The following is a 16,737-nucleotide window of genomic DNA, read 5'->3' as shown; positions in this document are numbered from 1 at the left end:
GAACCCCGAGACCCTAGAACCAGTTCTTCTTGCTGCCGACCTCGGACAGCCACTGGTGCAGATACGCCGACCAGTCCGTGCCCTGGAAGTCGTGGTGCCCGACGACGAACGAGCGGAACGTGTCGCTGCCCTCGCTGAACAGTCCGGGCTTCTTGTCCATCTCCAGGACGACGTCCATCTCCCGGTCGTCGGCGACGAAGCTCAACTCGACCTGGTTCAGCCCCCGGTACTGCTGCGGCGGGAAGAACTCGATCTCCTGGTAGAACGGCAGCTTCTGCCGCGTACCCCGGATGTGGCCGCGTTCCATGTCCGCGCTCTTGAACCGGAAGCCGAGCCCGATGAAGGCGTCGAGGATGGCCTGCTGCGACGGCAGCGGGTGCACGCTGATCGGGTCGAGGTCGCCGGAGTCGACGGCCCGGGCGATCTCCAGCTCGGTCGTCACCCCGATGTTCATCCCGCGCAACGGCTGTCCGTCGATGGTCGTGATCGGCGTCTCCCACGGGATCTCGAGCCCGAACGGCACCGCGTGCACGGCGTTCGCCTGGAGCTGGAAGGCACCCCCGAGCCGCACCTTCGTGAACTCGATGTCCTGCTTGGTCTCCTGGTCCGCGCCCTCGACCTCGACCCGCGCCTGAAGCCCGACCGAGAGCCCCTCGATCTCCTGGTCCACGGACCCGCCCTGGATCCGCACCTCGCCCTGGACGACACCGCCCGGAACGACGTTGACCTCGGTCAGCTCCGTCTCCACGGACGCTCCGCCCGCACCAAGACTCGCCAACAGCCGCTTGAACCCCATGTCCCGATCTCCTCCGTACGTAACCGTGATCTCTGAATGACTGGTACAGGTACTGCTGACTACAAACGCGGTACACCCGCGACCGGTTCCGGATGCCCTCCGCGGCCCCTGCACTACCCTCGGACGGCATGATCGCGGCCCCTGACCGTACGCCTCTCACCCGGGACTTCTTCGACCGCCCTGTCCTGGAGGTCGCCCCTGATCTCCTGGGGCGCACCCTTGTACGTCACACCTCCGACGGTCCGATCGAGCTCCGCCTGACAGAGGTGGAGGCGTACGACGGCCCGAACGACCCCGGTTCGCACGCCTACAGAGGTGAGACCGCCCGCAACCGCGTGATGTTCGGTCCGCCCGGACATGTGTACGTCTACTTCACCTACGGCATGTGGCACTGCATGAACCTGGTGTGCGGCCCGCCCGGCACCGCGAGTGCCGTCCTGCTTCGCGCGGGAGAGATTACCGAGGGGGCGGAGCTCACTCGCACCCGTCGGCTCTCGGCCCGCAATGACAAGGAACTGGCCAAAGGCCCCGCGCGCCTGGCCACGGCCCTTGACGTGGACCGCTCCCTGGACGGCGTCGACGCCTGCGCGCCGGCCGATTCCCCCATGTCGGTGCTCCACGGCACCCCCGTCCCCACTGACCAGGTACTCCAGGGCCCGCGCACCGGAGTCTCCGGTGAAGGCGCTGTCCACCCATGGCGCTTCTGGATCGCCAACGACCCGACGGTGAGCCCTTATCGGGCCCATACCCCTCGCCGTCGCCGAACTTGACGCGCCCTTGCGGGATCCGTAACGTAGCCCGAGCCGCTTGACCCGGGTACGGCGTTCAGCCTGCAGCCGGAAGCGGCCAACCACTACCTACGTACGACTTCCCTTGGCGGGGTCTATTCAGCATGTCCGCATGCCGAAATTCGAACTCGCGAAACTCGATTATGAGTTGCAGGAAGATTCCGCTAACGTAGTGGACACGCCGAAAGGCAAAGGCCCTCCAACGGCCACCGGAAATGAAATCCGAACCGGAAACGGAACGGAAAAAAGATCTGGTAAGGTTGGGAAACACAGAAGGGAAGCGCCCGGAGGAAAGCCCGAGAGGGTGAGTACAAAGGAAGCGTCCGTTCCTTGAGAACTCAACAGCGTGCCAAAAATCAACGCCAGATATGTTGATACCCCGTCTCCGGCCCTTTCGGGTCGAAGATGAGGTTCCTTTGAAAAAGTCCTGTCGGCCTCTAGTGGGTTGGCAGGCGCACAGCGAGGACGCTGTGAACGACCGGGATTATTCCTCCTGGTTGTTCCGCTCTCGTGGTGTCACCCCGATTACGGGGAAACATTCACGGAGAGTTTGATCCTGGCTCAGGACGAACGCTGGCGGCGTGCTTAACACATGCAAGTCGAACGATGAAGCCCTTCGGGGTGGATTAGTGGCGAACGGGTGAGTAACACGTGGGCAATCTGCCCTTCACTCTGGGACAAGCCCTGGAAACGGGGTCTAATACCGGATACCACCTCTCCTCGCATGGGGAGAGGTTGAAAGCTCCGGCGGTGAAGGATGAGCCCGCGGCCTATCAGCTTGTTGGTGAGGTAGTGGCTCACCAAGGCGACGACGGGTAGCCGGCCTGAGAGGGCGACCGGCCACACTGGGACTGAGACACGGCCCAGACTCCTACGGGAGGCAGCAGTGGGGAATATTGCACAATGGGCGAAAGCCTGATGCAGCGACGCCGCGTGAGGGATGACGGCCTTCGGGTTGTAAACCTCTTTCAGCAGGGAAGAAGCGAAAGTGACGGTACCTGCAGAAGAAGCGCCGGCTAACTACGTGCCAGCAGCCGCGGTAATACGTAGGGCGCAAGCGTTGTCCGGAATTATTGGGCGTAAAGAGCTCGTAGGCGGCTTGTCACGTCGGTTGTGAAAGCCCGGGGCTTAACCCCGGGTCTGCAGTCGATACGGGCAGGCTAGAGTGTGGTAGGGGAGATCGGAATTCCTGGTGTAGCGGTGAAATGCGCAGATATCAGGAGGAACACCGGTGGCGAAGGCGGATCTCTGGGCCATTACTGACGCTGAGGAGCGAAAGCGTGGGGAGCGAACAGGATTAGATACCCTGGTAGTCCACGCCGTAAACGGTGGGAACTAGGTGTTGGCGACATTCCACGTCGTCGGTGCCGCAGCTAACGCATTAAGTTCCCCGCCTGGGGAGTACGGCCGCAAGGCTAAAACTCAAAGGAATTGACGGGGGCCCGCACAAGCAGCGGAGCATGTGGCTTAATTCGACGCAACGCGAAGAACCTTACCAAGGCTTGACATACACCGGAAAGCATTAGAGATAGTGCCCCCCTTGTGGTCGGTGTACAGGTGGTGCATGGCTGTCGTCAGCTCGTGTCGTGAGATGTTGGGTTAAGTCCCGCAACGAGCGCAACCCTTGTTCTGTGTTGCCAGCATGCCCTTCGGGGTGATGGGGACTCACAGGAGACCGCCGGGGTCAACTCGGAGGAAGGTGGGGACGACGTCAAGTCATCATGCCCCTTATGTCTTGGGCTGCACACGTGCTACAATGGCCGATACAATGAGCTGCGATACCGCAAGGTGGAGCGAATCTCAAAAAGTCGGTCTCAGTTCGGATTGGGGTCTGCAACTCGACCCCATGAAGTTGGAGTTGCTAGTAATCGCAGATCAGCATTGCTGCGGTGAATACGTTCCCGGGCCTTGTACACACCGCCCGTCACGTCACGAAAGTCGGTAACACCCGAAGCCGGTGGCCCAACCCCTTGTGGGAGGGAGCTGTCGAAGGTGGGACTGGCGATTGGGACGAAGTCGTAACAAGGTAGCCGTACCGGAAGGTGCGGCTGGATCACCTCCTTTCTAAGGAGCATCTAGGCTGCCAAGCTTGCTTGGTGGTCCAGGGCCATTACGTCGGCAAATGTTCGACGGTGGTTGCTCATGGGTGGAACGTTGATTATTCGGCACACTTGACCTGCTCTGGTCGCAAGTACTGCTTCGGCGTGGAAAGCGAAAAGATCAGGCGAGGGTGTCGGGCACGCTGTTGGGTATCTGAGGGTACGGATTTCGATCCCGACCTCAATGCCGGCCCCGGTAAAAATCTGCTTCGGTGGGTTGTGACGGGTGGTTGGTCGTTGTTTGAGAACTGCACAGTGGACGCGAGCATCTGTGGCCAAGTTTTTAAGGGCGCACGGTGGATGCCTTGGCACCAGGAACCGATGAAGGACGTGGGAGGCCACGATAGTCCCCGGGGAGCCGTCAACCAGGCTTTGATCCGGGGGTTTCCGAATGGGGAAACCCGGCAGTCGTCATGGGCTGTCACCCATACCTGAACACATAGGGTATGTGGAGGGAACGCGGGGAAGTGAAACATCTCAGTACCCGCAGGAAGAGAAAACAACCGTGATTCCGGGAGTAGTGGCGAGCGAAACCGGATGAGGCCAAACCTTGTATGTGTGAGACCCGGCAGGGGTTGCATGCAGGGGGTTGTGGGATCTCTTTGTCACAGTCTGCCGGCTGTGAGACGAGTCAGAAACCGTTGATGTAGACGAAGGACATGCGAAAGGTCCGGCGTAGAGGGTAAGACCCCCGTAGTCGAAACGTCAGCGGCTCGTTTAAGAGACACCCAAGTAGCACGGGGCCCGAGAAATCCCGTGTGAATCTGGCGGGACCACCCGTTAAGCCTAAATATTCCCTGGTGACCGATAGCGGATAGTACCGTGAGGGAATGGTGAAAAGTACCGCGGGAGCGGAGTGAAATAGTACCTGAAACCGTGTGCCTACAAGCCGTGGGAGCGTCGCGCAAGGAACTTGTTCCTTGCGTCGTGACTGCGTGCCTTTTGAAGAATGAGCCTGCGAGTTTGCGGTGTGTTGCGAGGTTAACCCGTGTGGGGAAGCCGTAGCGAAAGCGAGTCCGAATAGGGCGATTCAGTAGCGCGCTCAAGACCCGAAGCGGAGTGATCTAGCCATGGGCAGGTTGAAGCGGAGGTAAGACTTCGTGGAGGACCGAACCCACCAGGGTTGAAAACCTGGGGGATGACCTGTGGTTAGGGGTGAAAGGCCAATCAAACTCCGTGATAGCTGGTTCTCCCCGAAATGCATTTAGGTGCAGCGTCGTGTGTTTCTTGCCGGAGGTAGAGCACTGGATAGGCGATGGGCCCTACCGGGTTACTGACCTTAGCCAAACTCCGAATGCCGGTAAGTGAGAGCACGGCAGTGAGACTGTGGGGGATAAGCTCCATGGTCGAGAGGGAAACAGCCCAGAGCATCGACTAAGGCCCCTAAGCGTACGCTAAGTGGGAAAGGATGTGGAGTCGCAGAGACAACCAGGAGGTTGGCTTAGAAGCAGCCACCCTTGAAAGAGTGCGTAATAGCTCACTGGTCTAGTGATTCCGCGCCGACAATGTAGCGGGGCTCAAGCGTACCGCCGAAGTCGTGTCATTGCGATATATACCCCCAACGGGGATCGTGATGGGTAGGGGAGCGTCGTGTGCCGGGTGAAGCAGCCGCGGAAGCGAGTTGTGGACGGTTCACGAGTGAGAATGCAGGCATGAGTAGCGATACACACGTGAGAAACGTGTGCGCCGATTGACTAAGGGTTCCTGGGTCAAGCTGATCTGCCCAGGGTAAGTCGGGACCTAAGGCGAGGCCGACAGGCGTAGTCGATGGATAACCGGTTGATATTCCGGTACCCGCTGTGAAGCGTCAAACATCGAATCCAGTGATGCTAAGGCCGTGAAGCCGTTCCGGACCCTTCGGGGAATGGAAAGTGGTGGAGCCGCCGGCCCAAGTTGGTAGTAGGTGAGTGATGGGGTGACGCAGGAAGGTAGTCCAGCCCGGGCGGTGGTTGTCCCGGGGTAAGGGTGTAGCCCGTGTGATAGGTAAATCCGTCGCACATGAGGGTGAGACCTGATGCCGAGCCGATTGTGGTGAAGTGGATGATCCTATGCTGTCGAGAAAAGCCTCTAGCGAGTTTCATGGCGGCCCGTACCCTAAACCGACTCAGGTGGTCAGGTAGAGAATACCGAGGCGTTCGGGTGAACTATGGTTAAGGAACTCGGCAAAATGCCCCCGTAACTTCGGGAGAAGGGGGGCCATCACTGGTGATTGGATTTACTCCATGAGCTGGGGTGGCCGCAGAGACCAGCGAGAAGCGACTGTTTACTAAAAACACAGGTCCGTGCGAAGCCGTAAGGCGATGTATACGGACTGACGCCTGCCCGGTGCTGGAACGTTAAGGGGACCGGTTAGTGCACTTTCGGGTGTGCGAAGCTGAGAACTTAAGCGCCAGTAAACGGCGGTGGTAACTATAACCATCCTAAGGTAGCGAAATTCCTTGTCGGGTAAGTTCCGACCTGCACGAATGGCGTAACGACTTCTCGACTGTCTCAACCATAGGCCCGGTGAAATTGCACTACGAGTAAAGATGCTCGTTTCGCGCAGCAGGACGGAAAGACCCCGGGACCTTTACTACAGTTTGATATTGGTGTTCGGTTCGGCTTGTGTAGGATAGGTGGGAGACTTTGAACCAGCCACGCCAGTGGTTGGGGAGTCGTCGTTGAAATACCACTCTGGTCGTGCTGGATGTCTAACCTGGGTCCGTGATCCGGATCAGGGACAGTGTCTGATGGGTAGTTTAACTGGGGCGGTTGCCTCCCAAAGAGTAACGGAGGCGCCCAAAGGTTCCCTCAGCCTGGTTGGTAATCAGGTGTTGAGTGTAAGTGCACAAGGGAGCTTGACTGTGAGACCGACGGGTCGAGCAGGGACGAAAGTCGGGACTAGTGATCCGGCGGTGGCTTGTGGAAGCGCCGTCGCTCAACGGATAAAAGGTACCCCGGGGATAACAGGCTGATCTTCCCCAAGAGTCCATATCGACGGGATGGTTTGGCACCTCGATGTCGGCTCGTCGCATCCTGGGGCTGGAGTCGGTCCCAAGGGTTGGGCTGTTCGCCCATTAAAGCGGTACGCGAGCTGGGTTTAGAACGTCGTGAGACAGTTCGGTCCCTATCCGCTGCGCGCGCAGGAGTCTTGAGAAGGGCTGTCCCTAGTACGAGAGGACCGGGACGGACGAACCTCTGGTGTGCCAGTTGTCCTGCCAAGGGCATGGCTGGTTGGCTACGTTCGGAAAGGATAACCGCTGAAAGCATCTAAGCGGGAAGCCTGCTTCAAGATGAGGACTCCCACCCCCTTTGAGGGGTTAAGGCTCCCAGTAGACGACTGGGTTGATAGGCCAGATCTGGAAGCCCGGTAACGGGTGGAGGTGACTGGTACTAATAGGCCGAGGGCTTGTCCTCAGTTGCTCGCGTCCACTGTGTAGTTCCCAGACAACGAACAGTTTGTGCTGGCTGAACAGTTCCACTTATCAATTGAAAAGTGTGCTAGTTCGCCGCCCTGTTCATGGGTCCCTCTTGAGGGACGTCTGAAAGGGTTTCGGTGGTCATAGCGTGAGGGAAACGCCCGGTTACATTCCGAACCCGGAAGCTAAGCCTCACAGCGCCGATGGTACTGCAGGGGGGACCCTGTGGGAGAGTAGGACGCCGCCGAACTATTTTTGAGAGGACCCTTGGTCCCGGCACACATGCTGGGACCAAGGGTCCTTTTTGTATTTCCAGAGCTCTTCTCGGAGCGCGCCGGCACCCCGGCTGCGTGAGAATGACTGCGGTACCGATGACAGGAGTCACCCCATGTCCACCAACTCTCCCGACGAGCGTCCGGAGCGCGACCAGCGCCGCCGGGACAGTGGTGACCGCGGCGGGTACCGCGGTGGCGACGGCCCGCGCCGCGACCGTCCGTCGTCCAGCGACCGGGATCGTGGGCCGCGCCGTGACGGCGACCGTCCGCCCTTCCGCCGTGACGACCGTCGAGACGACAACCGGGGCGGTAGCAGCGGCGGTGGTTTCCGTCGTGACGACAGCCGCGGTGGTAGTGGTGGCGGTGGTTTCCGTCGCGATGACAGCCGTGGTGGTGGCGGTGGCGGTTACCGCGGGGATCGTCGTGACGACAGCCGTGGTGGCAGTGCTGGTGGCGGGTTCCGTGGGCGCGACGACCGGCCTTCGTACGGTGACCGTGACCGGGATCGTGGGCCGCGCCGTGACGGCGACCGTCCCCCGTTCCGTCGCGACGACCGTCGGGACGACCGGCGTGATGACCGCGGTGGTAGCAGCGGTGGTGGTTTCCGTCGCGATGACAATCGCGGTGGTGGCGGTGGCGGATTCCGTCGTGACGACAATCGCGGTGGTAGTGGTGGCGGTGGTTTCCGTCGCGATGACAGCCGTGGTGGTGGCGGTGGCGGTTACCGCGGGGATCGTCGTGACGACAGCCGTGGTGGCAGTGCTGGTGGCGGGTTCCGTGGGCGCGACGATCGGCCTTCGTACGGTGACCGCGATCGGGATCGTGGGCCGCGCCGTGACGGCGACCGTCCGCCCTTCCGCCGTGACGACCGTCGGGACGACCGGCGTGATGACCGCGGTGGTAGCAGCGGTGGTGGCTTCCGTCGCGATGACAGCCGTGGTGGTAGCGGTGGCGGTTACCGCGGGGATCGTCGTGACGACAACCGTGGTGGCAGCGCTGGTGGCGGGTTCCGTGGGCGCGACGATCGGCCTTCGTACGGTGACCGCGATCGGGATCGTGGGCCGCGCCGTGACGGCGACCGTCCCCCGTTCCGTCGCGACGACCGCCGCGATGACAACCGTGGCGGCAGCAGTGGCGGCTATCGCGGGCGGGACGACAACCGTGGTGGCGGTGGCGGTTACCGCGGGGATCGTCGTGACGACAACCGTGGTGGCAGCGCTGGTGGCGGGTTCCGTGGGCGCGACGATCGGCCTTCGTACGGTGACCGTGACCGGGATCGTGGGCCGCGCCGGGACGGCGACCGTCCGCCCTTCCGTCGCGACGACCGCCGGGACGACCGACGTGGTGACGACCGGCGCGGTGGCGGTGGCCGGTTCCGCGACGAGCGGGACCGTGAGCCGATCAAGCGGCTGCCGATCCCCGAGGACGTCTCGGGTTACGAGCTCGACAAGGACGTGCAGCAGGAGCTCCAGTCCCTGCCGAAGGGGCTTGCCGAGGACGTCGCCAAGAACCTGGTGATGGTCGCCCGGCTGATCGACGAGGACCCCCGGGAGGCCTACGGGTACTCCAAGGTCGCTCTGCGGCTCGCGTCCCGCGTCGCCGCCGTGCGCGAGGCCGCCGGCTTCGCCGCGTACGCGAACCAGAAGTACAGCGAGGCGCTCGCGGAGTTCCGGGCCGCGCGTCGGATGACCGGGAACGTCGAGCTGTGGCCCGTCATGGCCGACTGCGAGCGCGGTCTCGGGCGGCCGGAGCGGGCGCTCGACATGGCCGGTGCGCCTGAGGTGCAGAAGCTCGACAAGGCCGGACAGGTCGAGATGCGGCTCGTCGCCGCCGGTGCTCGGCGGGACATGGGGCAGCTGGACGCCGCCATCGTGACGCTCCAGAGCCCCGAGCTCGCCTCCCACTCCGTCCAGTCGTGGACCGCGCGCCTGCGGTACGCGTACGCCGACGCGCTGCTGGCGGCCGGGCGTGAGGACGAGGCCCGCGAGTGGTTCGCCAAGGCCGTGGAGTCCGACAAGGACGGCAGCACCGACGCGTCCGACCGGCTCGCCGAGCTGGACGGCGTCGAGTTCGTCGACGCGTTCGACGAGGACGACAGCGACGGCGACAGCGACAGCGACAGCGACAGTGATGATGTCGTGGTTGTCGATCGCGAGCAGGACGAGGACGACGGCGAGGAGCGCGGCGAGCGGTAAGTGCCGACTCGGCGTGTGTGACGGGCGGGTTCCCTTCGGGGGCCCGCCCGTCAGTCGTCGGTGAGGGTGCGCAGGACCAGGCCCGTGGCCGGCTTCGGACCGAAGGACGTCGACTTCCGGGGCATCGTCACGCCCTGCCGGGCCAGCTCGCGGACGACTTCCTCGCGGACCGGGTGCATCAGGACCGCGGTACTGCCGTCACGGCGGGCCTTCTCGACCGTCGCCGCCGTGTCGTGGATGTACGTGATGTCCGCCGGGGAGTCCTCGGGGATGCCCCAGACATGGCCGAGGAGCGTCGAGTGCAGGACGGTCGCGTCCAGGGTGCGCCAGGCCTCGGGGCGGTCCGTCGGGATCGTACGGTCCAGGAGAGCGGCGTCCGGGCGGTCGAGCAGGTGGTACGTGTCGTCGGCGCCGGTCAGGAGGAAGGCGTTGCCGTGTGCCGCCGCCTCCGCCAGCGCTTCCAGCGCTCGGTCGAGCGGCCCGGCGACTTCTCGTACGCGGAAGGACACACGGGCCGTCGCCAGGGCCTGCTCGATCGGGAGGCGGTTCAGGAGGCGGTGGATGGCGCGGACGCGCAGCGGGTAGCGGGCCGTGTCGACCAGGAGGACCAGGCCGTAGTCCCACGGGGTGGGCGACGGGTGCTCGGTGCGCAGCTGCAGATACGTCGCCCAGCGGTGGTGGCCGTCCGCGATCAGGGCCTGATGAGCGGCCAGGTCCTCGCGGATCTGCCGCTGCTCCGCCGCGTCCGTGATCGACCAGAGGCGGTGGCTGTAGCCGTCCTCGGTGGTCGTGGCGAGGATCGGGGGCCGGTGGACGGCGTGCTCGATGACGGCCGTGGCGCCCGTCGCGGCGCCGTTGCCGCGATAGGTGAGGAGGAGCGGTTCGAAGTTCGCTTCCGTGGTGCGCATCAGGCCCGCGCGGTCCTCGACCACATGGGGCATGACGTCCTCGTGGGGCAGCACCACACCCTCCGACGCCTCCGACAGGCGGAGGGCGCCGATGACGCCGCGCTGGAGCATGTCGCCGCTGCGCTGCTCGTACACGTAGAGCGCCGGCGTGGGGTCCGCGGCGAGGACGCCCTCGGCGAGCCAGCGGTGGAGCGTCGAGGCCGCCTGGTCGTTGCGCGACCGCGGGGACGTGGCCTGCGGCAGGATCAGCCGGACGATGTTGTACGGGTCGGCGCTCTCCAGGTGGAGCAGGCCGTCGGGCCGCACGACGACGTCGTACGGGGGCGAGGTCACGGCGGCGAGGCTGCCGACCCGTTCCGGGACGTAGCGCACCCCCCGGAAGGGGACCAGATCCAGGCCGTCACCTGCAGTGTTCATTGGTGCATCGTACGAGTGTCAGTGGCGTGGGGGATGATCGGGGGAGTGGACCGAGCGAGGAGCGATACGTAATGAGCCAGAGTGCGAGGGGTGCGGCCGGCGACGGTTCCCGGGTGCGGCCGCAGGGCAGCGAGCGGGCGCTGAGCGAGGCCTACGACACGGCGCTGCTCGATCTGGACGGGGTGGTGTACGCGGGCGGGCAGGCCATCGCGCACGCCGTCGACTCGCTGGCCGAGGCCAGAGACGGCGGGATGGGGCTCGCCTACGTGACCAACAACGCGCTGCGGACGCCCGACACCGTCGCCGAGCACCTGACGGAGCTGGGGATCCCGACGGAGGCGGGGGACGTCATCACGTCCGCGCAGGCCGTCGCCCGGCTCATCAGCGAGCAAGTGCCCGAGGGCGCGCGGGTGCTGGTGATCGGCGGGGAAGGGTTGCAGGTCGCTCTGCGCGAGCGCGGGCTGGTTCCCGTGGACTCCGCCGACGACGACCCGGCGGCCGTCGCGCAGGGGTACGGGGGACCCGACCTGGCATGGAAGCGGTTCGCCGAGGCCTGCTACGCGATCGCGCGCGGGGTGCCGTGGTTCGCGTCCAACACCGATCTGACGATCCCCAGCGCGCGCGGCATCGCGCCGGGGAACGGGGCGGCGGTCGAGGTCGTCCGGATCGCGACGGGCGCGGAGCCGCAGGTCGCGGGGAAGCCGCTGCCGCCGATGCACCGGGAGACCGTCCTGCGGACCGGCGCGAAGACGCCGCTCGTGGTGGGGGACCGGCTCGACACCGACATCGAGGGGGCGTTCAACGGGGAAGTGGATTCGCTGCTCGTACTGACCGGGGTGACCGACGGGGCGCAGCTGCTCGCCGCGCCGCCGCAGCACCGGCCGACGTACGTGGATGTGGATCTGCGCGGCCTGCTGACCGGGCAGCCCGAGGTGACGGGGGAGGCCGGCGAGGGTTTCCGGTGCGGAGGCTGGACCGCGGTCGCCGGCGACGCGCGGCTCGAACTGGAGGGGGACGGAGAAGCGATCGACGGACTGCGGGCGTTGTGCGCGGCGGCCTGGACGGCTGCGGGCGACGGGGCGTGCGAGCTGGACTCGGCCAAGGCGCTGGCGCGGCTGGGGCTGTAGCACCCGCCGCGCCCACCCGGCTGGGGCTGTAGCGCCCGCCGCGCCCACCCGGCCGTCCCTCAGGCCGCCTCCGCCTCCGCCTTCTCCCCCTTGTCCGCCTCCTCGGCGGCCTGGAGGAGGTGGTCCTCCGACGCGCCCTTGCGCCAGTAGCCCGAGAACTTCACACGCGTGCGGTCGAAGGAGCGGTCCGTCACCAGGTGGCGGCGGACGGCCTTCACCGTGGACGCCTCACCCGCGACGAAGGCGTACGGAGTGCCCTCGGGCAGCGGCGCGGCCGCGATCGCCGCGACCGTGCTGCCGGGGGCGGTCAGCCAGGTGATCTCGGTGTCCGTGCCGGTCGGCAGGGCCTGGCGGTCCGCCGCCTCGGGGACCTCGATCCAGGCGCGGACCGGGACCGACGGCGGCAGGTGTTCCAGGACGGCCGCGAGGGCCGGGAGCGCCGAGGCGTCCGCGGCCAGCAGGACCCAGTCGGTGTCGGCCGGTGGGCGGAACTCGTAGGCGGCGTTCTCCTCGACGACCGGGGCCAGGACGCCGACGCGATCGCCGGGGCGGGCGTGCAGGGCCCAGCGAGAGGCCGGCCCCTCCTCGCCGTGGACCGCGAAGTCGACGGTCAACTCGGCCGGGGCGGCGCGCAGTTCGCGGATCGTGTACGTGCGCATGACGCCGCGGGTCGCCGGGTCGAGGGCGAGCCAGGCCGGGTACCACTGGCCGTCGGAGGTGTCCGGGAGGTGCGGGGTGGACCGGCCCGGGGCCGGCAGGAACAGTTTGACGCGCTGGTCGCGGCCGGCCGACGCCATCCGGGCGAGGTCGGGGCCGGTGAAGTCGACCCGCACCATGTTCGGGGTGAGGCGCAGGGCCCGTACGACGTCGAGGGCGAAGAGGTCGAAGGGTGGTGCGTCGGTCGTGGCGGGAGATGCCGGTGTGGCCGTCTCGGTCATGGCGTGGGCCTCTTGCGGTGATCGGTGCGGGCAGGAGTCGGGGGGCTCCGGCAGGGCTGAACCGGGCCACGCGGGACCGGGGCACGGCCCCGGCCCGCGCGGAAGGCGGGCGGCTTCGCCCAGGTAGCCTCGGGGTTCCCGGGGTCCTTCGGCGCAGCGGGATGTAGCTGATTTGGAGGGTAGGCTAACCTAACCTCGTGTTGGTCGACAGTCCCCCAGAAGCCGGCGCGGAGACCGCTCCCGCGCCCCCCGGCCGTCGTGCGGCGATACGCGGCGCCGGGCTCCTCGCCTCGGCTCTCGTGCTGCTGGTCATGCTCGTCCTGAGCATCGCCATCGGCGCCAAACCGCTGTCCCTGGACCAGGTCTGGCACGGCCTCTTCCACGACACCGGCCGGTACGCCGACATCGTCGTGGGGGAGCGGGTCTCCCGGACCCTGCTCGGGCTCCTCGCCGGACTCGCGCTCGGCCTCGCCGGCGCCGTGCTCCAGGCACTGACCCGCAACCCGCTCGCCGACCCCGGCATCCTCGGCCTCAACATGGGTGCCTCCGCCGCCGTCGTCACCGCCATCAGCTTCTTCGGGGTGACCTCGCTCAGCGGCTACGTCTGGTTCGCGTTCCTCGGCTCCGCCGCCGTCGGCGTCCTCGTGTACGTCCTGGGCGGCACGCGCAACGCGACGCCGGTGCGGCTCGCGCTCGCCGGAACCGCGATCACCGCGGCGCTCTCCGGCTACCTCTACGCCGTCATGATCACCGACGACGTCGCGCTGAACCGGATGCGTTTCTGGCAGGTCGGCTCGCTGGCCTCCGCCAAGATGGACACGATCCAGCAGGTCCTGCCGTTCATCGCCGTGGGCGCGGTGCTGGCCCTCGGTCTCGCCCGGCCGCTCAACGCGATGGCCATGGGCGACGACACCGCCCGCGCGCTCGGTGCCCACCTCAACCGCACCCGCGCCCTGAGCATGGCCGCCGCGACCCTGCTGTGCGGCGCGGCCACCGCGGCCTGCGGGCCCATCGTCTTCGTCGGCCTGATGGTGCCGCACATCGTCCGCTCGTTCACCGGCCCCGACATGCGCTGGATCCTGCCGTACGCGGCGGTCCTCTCGCCGGTGCTGCTGCTCGGCGCCGACGTCGTCGGCCGGCTCGTGGCCCGCCCGGCCGAACTCCAGGTCGGCATCGTCACCGCGATCATCGGAGCGCCGGTCTTCATCCTTCTCGTACGACGCCGGAGGCTGGCCCAGCTGTGAAGACCACCAAGGCCGTCCGCACCCCGGGCGGAATCTCCGTACGGCTCGACGTCCGCTCGGCCGTCGTCGTCGCGGTCTTCGTCGTGGCCGCGCTCGTCGCGAGCGTCGTGCTCATCGGCACCGGCGACTTCCCGATCCCGGCCATGGACGTGCTGCGCACCCTGGCCGGCCAGGGCGACCCCGGGCAGGAGTTCATCATCAACGACCTGCGGCTGCCGCGGGTCCTCGTCGGCCTCCTGGTCGGCGGCGCGCTCGGCCTGTCCGGCGCGCTCTTCCAGTCCATCTCCCGCAATCCGCTGGGCAGCCCGGACGTGCTCGGGCTCGGGCAGGGCTCGACCGCGGGCGCCCTGGCGATGATCGTGCTCGTCGGCGGCAGCGCCACGCAGGTCGCGCTCGGCGCGCTCGTCGGCGGACTCGTCACCGGCTTCGCGATCTACCTGCTCGCCTGGAAGCGGGGCGTGCACGGCTACCGACTCGTCCTCGTCGGCATCGGCGTCTCCGCGTTCATGACCGCCATCAACGGCTATCTGCTCACCAAGGCCGACTTCGTGGACGCGGCCCGCGCCACCGTGTGGATGACCGGCTCGCTCGACGGGCGCGACTGGACCCAGGTCTGGCCGCTGCTGGTCCTCTTCCTCGTCGTCATCCCCCTCGTCGCCGTGTACGCGCGTCCGCTGCGCATGCTGGAGATGGGCGACGACGCGGCGGGCGGGCTCGGCATCCGCGTCGAACGGACCCGCCTGCTGCTGCTCGTCGCCTCCGTCTTCCTGTCGGCCGCCGCGACCGCCGCGGCCGGACCCGTCAGCTTCGTGGCGCTCACCGCCCCGCAGATCGCCCGGCGCCTGACGAAGTCGCCCGGCCCGAACCTGATCGCCGCGACCTGGCTGGGCGCGACCCTGCTGATCGTCGCGGACCTGGCCTCGCAGCGGGCCTTCGGCGCCGACCAGCTGCCCGTCGGCGTCGTGACGGGTGTCATCGGCGGTGTCTATCTGCTGTGGCTGCTGGTCACCGAGCGCAAGGCGGGCCGGATATGACCGCCCGCGGCCCTCATGACCCTCGTACGAACCAAAGGAGCCCCGCTGTGAACAGGCTGATAGCCGACGACGTGACCCTCGGCTACGACCAGCGCGTCATCGCCGAGAAGCTGTCGGTCGAGATCCCCGACAACTCCTTCACGGTCATCGTCGGCCCGAACGCCTGCGGCAAGTCCACGCTCCTGCGCGCCCTGTCGCGGATGCTGAAGCCGAGCGCGGGCCGCGTGCTCCTCGACGGCGGCGTCATCCACTCCATGCCCGCCAAGAAGGTCGCCAAGACGCTCGGCCTGCTGCCGCAGTCGTCGGTCGCGCCCGACGGCATCACCGTCGGCGACCTCGTCGCCCGCGGCCGCTACCCGCACCAGGGTCTGCTGCGCCAGTGGTCGCCGGAGGACGAGGCGGTCGTACGGGAGTCCATGGAGTCGACCGGCGTCGCCGAACTCGCCGACCGGTACGTCGACGAGCTCTCCGGCGGTCAGCGCCAGCGCGTGTGGATCGCGATGGCGCTCGCCCAGCAGACGCCGCTGCTGCTCCTCGACGAGCCGACGACGTACCTCGACATCCAGCACCAGATCGACGTCCTCGACCTCTGCGCCGAACTCCACGAGGAACAGGGGCGCACGCTCGTCGCCGTCCTGCACGACCTCAACCACGCCGCCCGGTACGCGACCCACCTCATCGCGCTGCGCGACGGTGCGGTCATCGCCGAGGGGGCGCCCAAGGACATCGTGACCGCCGAGCTCGTCGAGCGGCTGTTCGGCATGAAGTGCCAGGTCATCGACGACCCGGAGACGGGGACTCCGCTGGTGGTGCCCGCGGCGCGCAAGGCGCGGCGCAAGGAGACGGTGACTACAGCAGCGTCCTGAGGCGCAGCAGATCGCGGAACGACGCCTCCAGCTTGACCCGGCCCGAGGCCCAGGCGCGGGCGAAGTTCAGCTGCCCGTCCACCATCGCCACCAGGTCGTCGCCCGTCATCGCCAGCCGGATCTGCGCCTTCTGCGCGGGCGGACCCGGGCGGGTGTCGAGCACCTTGATCCGGCCGTTCTCGAGACGGCCGGAGAACGTCACGTCCAGGTCCGTGATGCGGCAGCTCAGAGAGCGGTCGAGGGCAGCGGCGGCCTGGACGTCGCCGTTCGCGCCCGCCATGTTGTCCGAGAGTCTCTCGAGTGCCGTGCGGCACTCCTCCGTCGTCGCCATCGTGATCGACGGTACACCGGGCTTCCGAGGTAGCGTCTGGGCATGAGTGAGACTCCTCCCGAGGCGGCGGTTCCCGAGGAACCCTCGTACGAGCCCGCGGCCCCCGCCCCGCTCGGCGTCGAGCGCACCCCCACAGGGCACGCCGAGGTGGACGCGCAGCTGGAGCGGCTCGGCGACGTGGACCACCTCGCGGCCGACGGGCACGTCGAGGTGTACGAGGATGTACATCAGGGGCTGCGCGCCGCGCTGACGGCGCTGGACGCGCGGACCCCGGCCCCCTCTTCGCACGACTCTTCGCACGACAACAGGAGCTGAACCGAC

The 16,737-nt window shown here is 66.6% G+C and carries 12 protein-coding genes and 3 rRNA genes; 11 read left to right on the top strand and 4 right to left on the bottom strand.

Going from position 1 to position 16,737, the window contains the following annotated elements; translation table 11 throughout:
• Nucleotides 1–13 precede the first annotated feature (13 nt).
• A complete protein-coding gene (locus tag V2W30_RS08805; protein WP_338695049.1) occupies nt 14–796 on the bottom strand; it encodes a sporulation protein in 783 nt (260 codons plus the stop codon).
• Nucleotides 797–924: 128 nt separating this feature from the next.
• Between V2W30_RS08805 and V2W30_RS08800 the strand changes: the two genes are divergently transcribed.
• The 6 genes from V2W30_RS08800 (at nt 925) to V2W30_RS08775 (ending at nt 9,551) form a co-directional block, all read left to right on the top strand.
• The gene (locus V2W30_RS08800) at nt 925–1,566 is read left to right on the top strand and encodes a DNA-3-methyladenine glycosylase (RefSeq protein ID WP_338695047.1); all 642 of its coding nucleotides are present in this window, start codon (nt 925–927) and stop codon (nt 1,564–1,566) included.
• A 556-nt stretch (nt 1,567–2,122) separates the two neighbouring features.
• Nucleotides 2,123–3,648, top strand: a 16S ribosomal RNA gene (locus V2W30_RS08795).
• A gap of 308 nt (nt 3,649–3,956) precedes the next feature.
• Nucleotides 3,957–7,079, top strand: a 23S ribosomal RNA gene (locus V2W30_RS08790).
• 135 nt (nt 7,080–7,214) lie between these two features.
• Nucleotides 7,215–7,331: ribosomal RNA gene (gene rrf / locus V2W30_RS08785) — 5S ribosomal RNA — on the top strand.
• Together the 16S, 23S and 5S rRNA genes form the textbook arrangement of a ribosomal RNA operon.
• Nucleotides 7,332–7,635: 304 nt before the next feature.
• On the top strand, nt 7,636–8,874 hold the full coding sequence (locus tag V2W30_RS08780; protein ID WP_338703942.1) for a hypothetical protein: 1,239 nt from the start codon (nt 7,636–7,638) through the stop codon (nt 8,872–8,874).
• Nucleotides 8,766–9,551: a hypothetical protein gene (locus V2W30_RS08775; RefSeq protein WP_338703537.1), complete on the top strand. Its 786-nt coding sequence runs from the start codon at nt 8,766–8,768 to the stop codon at nt 9,549–9,551. The genes V2W30_RS08780 and V2W30_RS08775 overlap by 109 nt, the downstream gene beginning before the upstream one ends.
• Nucleotides 9,552–9,601: 50 nt before the next feature.
• Here V2W30_RS08775 and V2W30_RS08770 read toward each other — a convergent pair whose 3' ends face one another.
• Entirely contained in the window at nt 9,602–10,876 is a 1,275-nt protein-coding gene (locus V2W30_RS08770) for a DUF1015 domain-containing protein (protein ID WP_338695045.1), read from the bottom strand.
• A gap of 71 nt (nt 10,877–10,947) precedes the next feature.
• On the opposite strand from V2W30_RS08770, the gene V2W30_RS08765 reads away from it, so the two are divergent.
• Nucleotides 10,948–12,003 carry an HAD hydrolase-like protein gene (locus tag V2W30_RS08765; RefSeq protein ID WP_338695043.1) on the top strand — a complete coding sequence of 352 codons (1,056 nt, stop codon included), beginning with the start codon at nt 10,948–10,950 and terminating at the stop codon, nt 12,001–12,003.
• Nucleotides 12,004–12,062: 59 nt separating this feature from the next.
• Here the strand turns inward: V2W30_RS08765 and V2W30_RS08760 are convergent, their stop codons facing one another.
• Nucleotides 12,063–12,941 (bottom strand): siderophore-interacting protein, encoded by an 879-nt coding sequence (locus tag V2W30_RS08760; RefSeq protein WP_338695041.1) that lies wholly within the window; start codon nt 12,939–12,941, stop codon nt 12,063–12,065.
• A gap of 197 nt (nt 12,942–13,138) precedes the next feature.
• Here V2W30_RS08760 and V2W30_RS08755 point away from each other — a divergent pair, with 197 nt between their 5' ends.
• Genes V2W30_RS08755 through V2W30_RS08745 form a run of 3 tightly spaced genes read left to right on the top strand, consistent with a single transcriptional unit; the run spans nt 13,139 to nt 16,085 of the window.
• Nucleotides 13,139–14,185 carry a FecCD family ABC transporter permease gene (locus V2W30_RS08755; RefSeq protein WP_338695039.1) on the top strand — a complete coding sequence of 349 codons (1,047 nt, stop codon included), beginning with the start codon at nt 13,139–13,141 and terminating at the stop codon, nt 14,183–14,185.
• On the top strand, nt 14,182–15,219 hold the full coding sequence (locus tag V2W30_RS08750) for a FecCD family ABC transporter permease (RefSeq protein WP_338695037.1): 1,038 nt from the start codon (nt 14,182–14,184) through the stop codon (nt 15,217–15,219). Before V2W30_RS08755 ends, V2W30_RS08750 begins: the two co-directional genes overlap by 4 nt.
• The gene (locus V2W30_RS08745) at nt 15,216–16,085 is read left to right on the top strand and encodes an ABC transporter ATP-binding protein (protein WP_338695036.1); all 870 of its coding nucleotides are present in this window, start codon (nt 15,216–15,218) and stop codon (nt 16,083–16,085) included. The genes V2W30_RS08750 and V2W30_RS08745 overlap by 4 nt, the downstream gene beginning before the upstream one ends.
• Here V2W30_RS08745 and V2W30_RS08740 read toward each other — a convergent pair.
• On the bottom strand, nt 16,069–16,416 hold the full coding sequence (locus V2W30_RS08740) for an alkyl sulfatase C-terminal domain-containing protein (protein WP_338695034.1): 348 nt from the start codon (nt 16,414–16,416) through the stop codon (nt 16,069–16,071). The genes V2W30_RS08745 and V2W30_RS08740 overlap by 17 nt on opposite strands.
• A 42-nt stretch (nt 16,417–16,458) precedes the next feature.
• Between V2W30_RS08740 and V2W30_RS08735 the strand changes: the two genes are divergently transcribed.
• Complete coding sequence (locus V2W30_RS08735) at nt 16,459–16,731, top strand: hypothetical protein (RefSeq protein WP_338695032.1); 273 nt, start codon at nt 16,459–16,461, stop codon at nt 16,729–16,731.
• Nucleotides 16,732–16,737 lie beyond the last annotated feature (6 nt).

This window comes from Streptomyces sp. Q6 (assembly GCF_036967205.1).
Lineage (GTDB): Bacteria > Actinomycetota > Actinomycetes > Streptomycetales > Streptomycetaceae > Streptomyces > Streptomyces citrinus.
Note: the sequence above shows the minus strand (reverse complement) of the source record. Positions and strands in the feature narration are given on the sequence as shown.

Excerpts from the sequence above, each read along its gene's own strand:
- V2W30_RS08805 (WP_338695049.1), bottom strand. The coding sequence starts at position 796 with ATGGGGTTCAAGCGGCTGTTGGCGAGTCTTGGTGCGGGCGGAGCGTCC.
- V2W30_RS08770 (WP_338695045.1), bottom strand. The coding sequence starts at position 10,876 with ATGAACACTGCAGGTGACGGCCTGGATCTGGTCCCCTTCCGGGGGGTG.
- V2W30_RS08740 (WP_338695034.1), bottom strand. The coding sequence starts at position 16,416 with ATGGCGACGACGGAGGAGTGCCGCACGGCACTCGAGAGACTCTCGGAC.
- V2W30_RS08800 (WP_338695047.1), top strand. The coding sequence starts at position 925 with ATGATCGCGGCCCCTGACCGTACGCCTCTCACCCGGGACTTCTTCGAC.
- V2W30_RS08745 (WP_338695036.1), top strand. The coding sequence starts at position 15,216 with ATGACCGCCCGCGGCCCTCATGACCCTCGTACGAACCAAAGGAGCCCC.
- V2W30_RS08760 (WP_338695041.1), bottom strand. The coding sequence starts at position 12,941 with ATGACCGAGACGGCCACACCGGCATCTCCCGCCACGACCGACGCACCA.
- V2W30_RS08735 (WP_338695032.1), top strand. The coding sequence starts at position 16,459 with ATGAGTGAGACTCCTCCCGAGGCGGCGGTTCCCGAGGAACCCTCGTAC.
- V2W30_RS08765 (WP_338695043.1), top strand. The coding sequence starts at position 10,948 with ATGAGCCAGAGTGCGAGGGGTGCGGCCGGCGACGGTTCCCGGGTGCGG.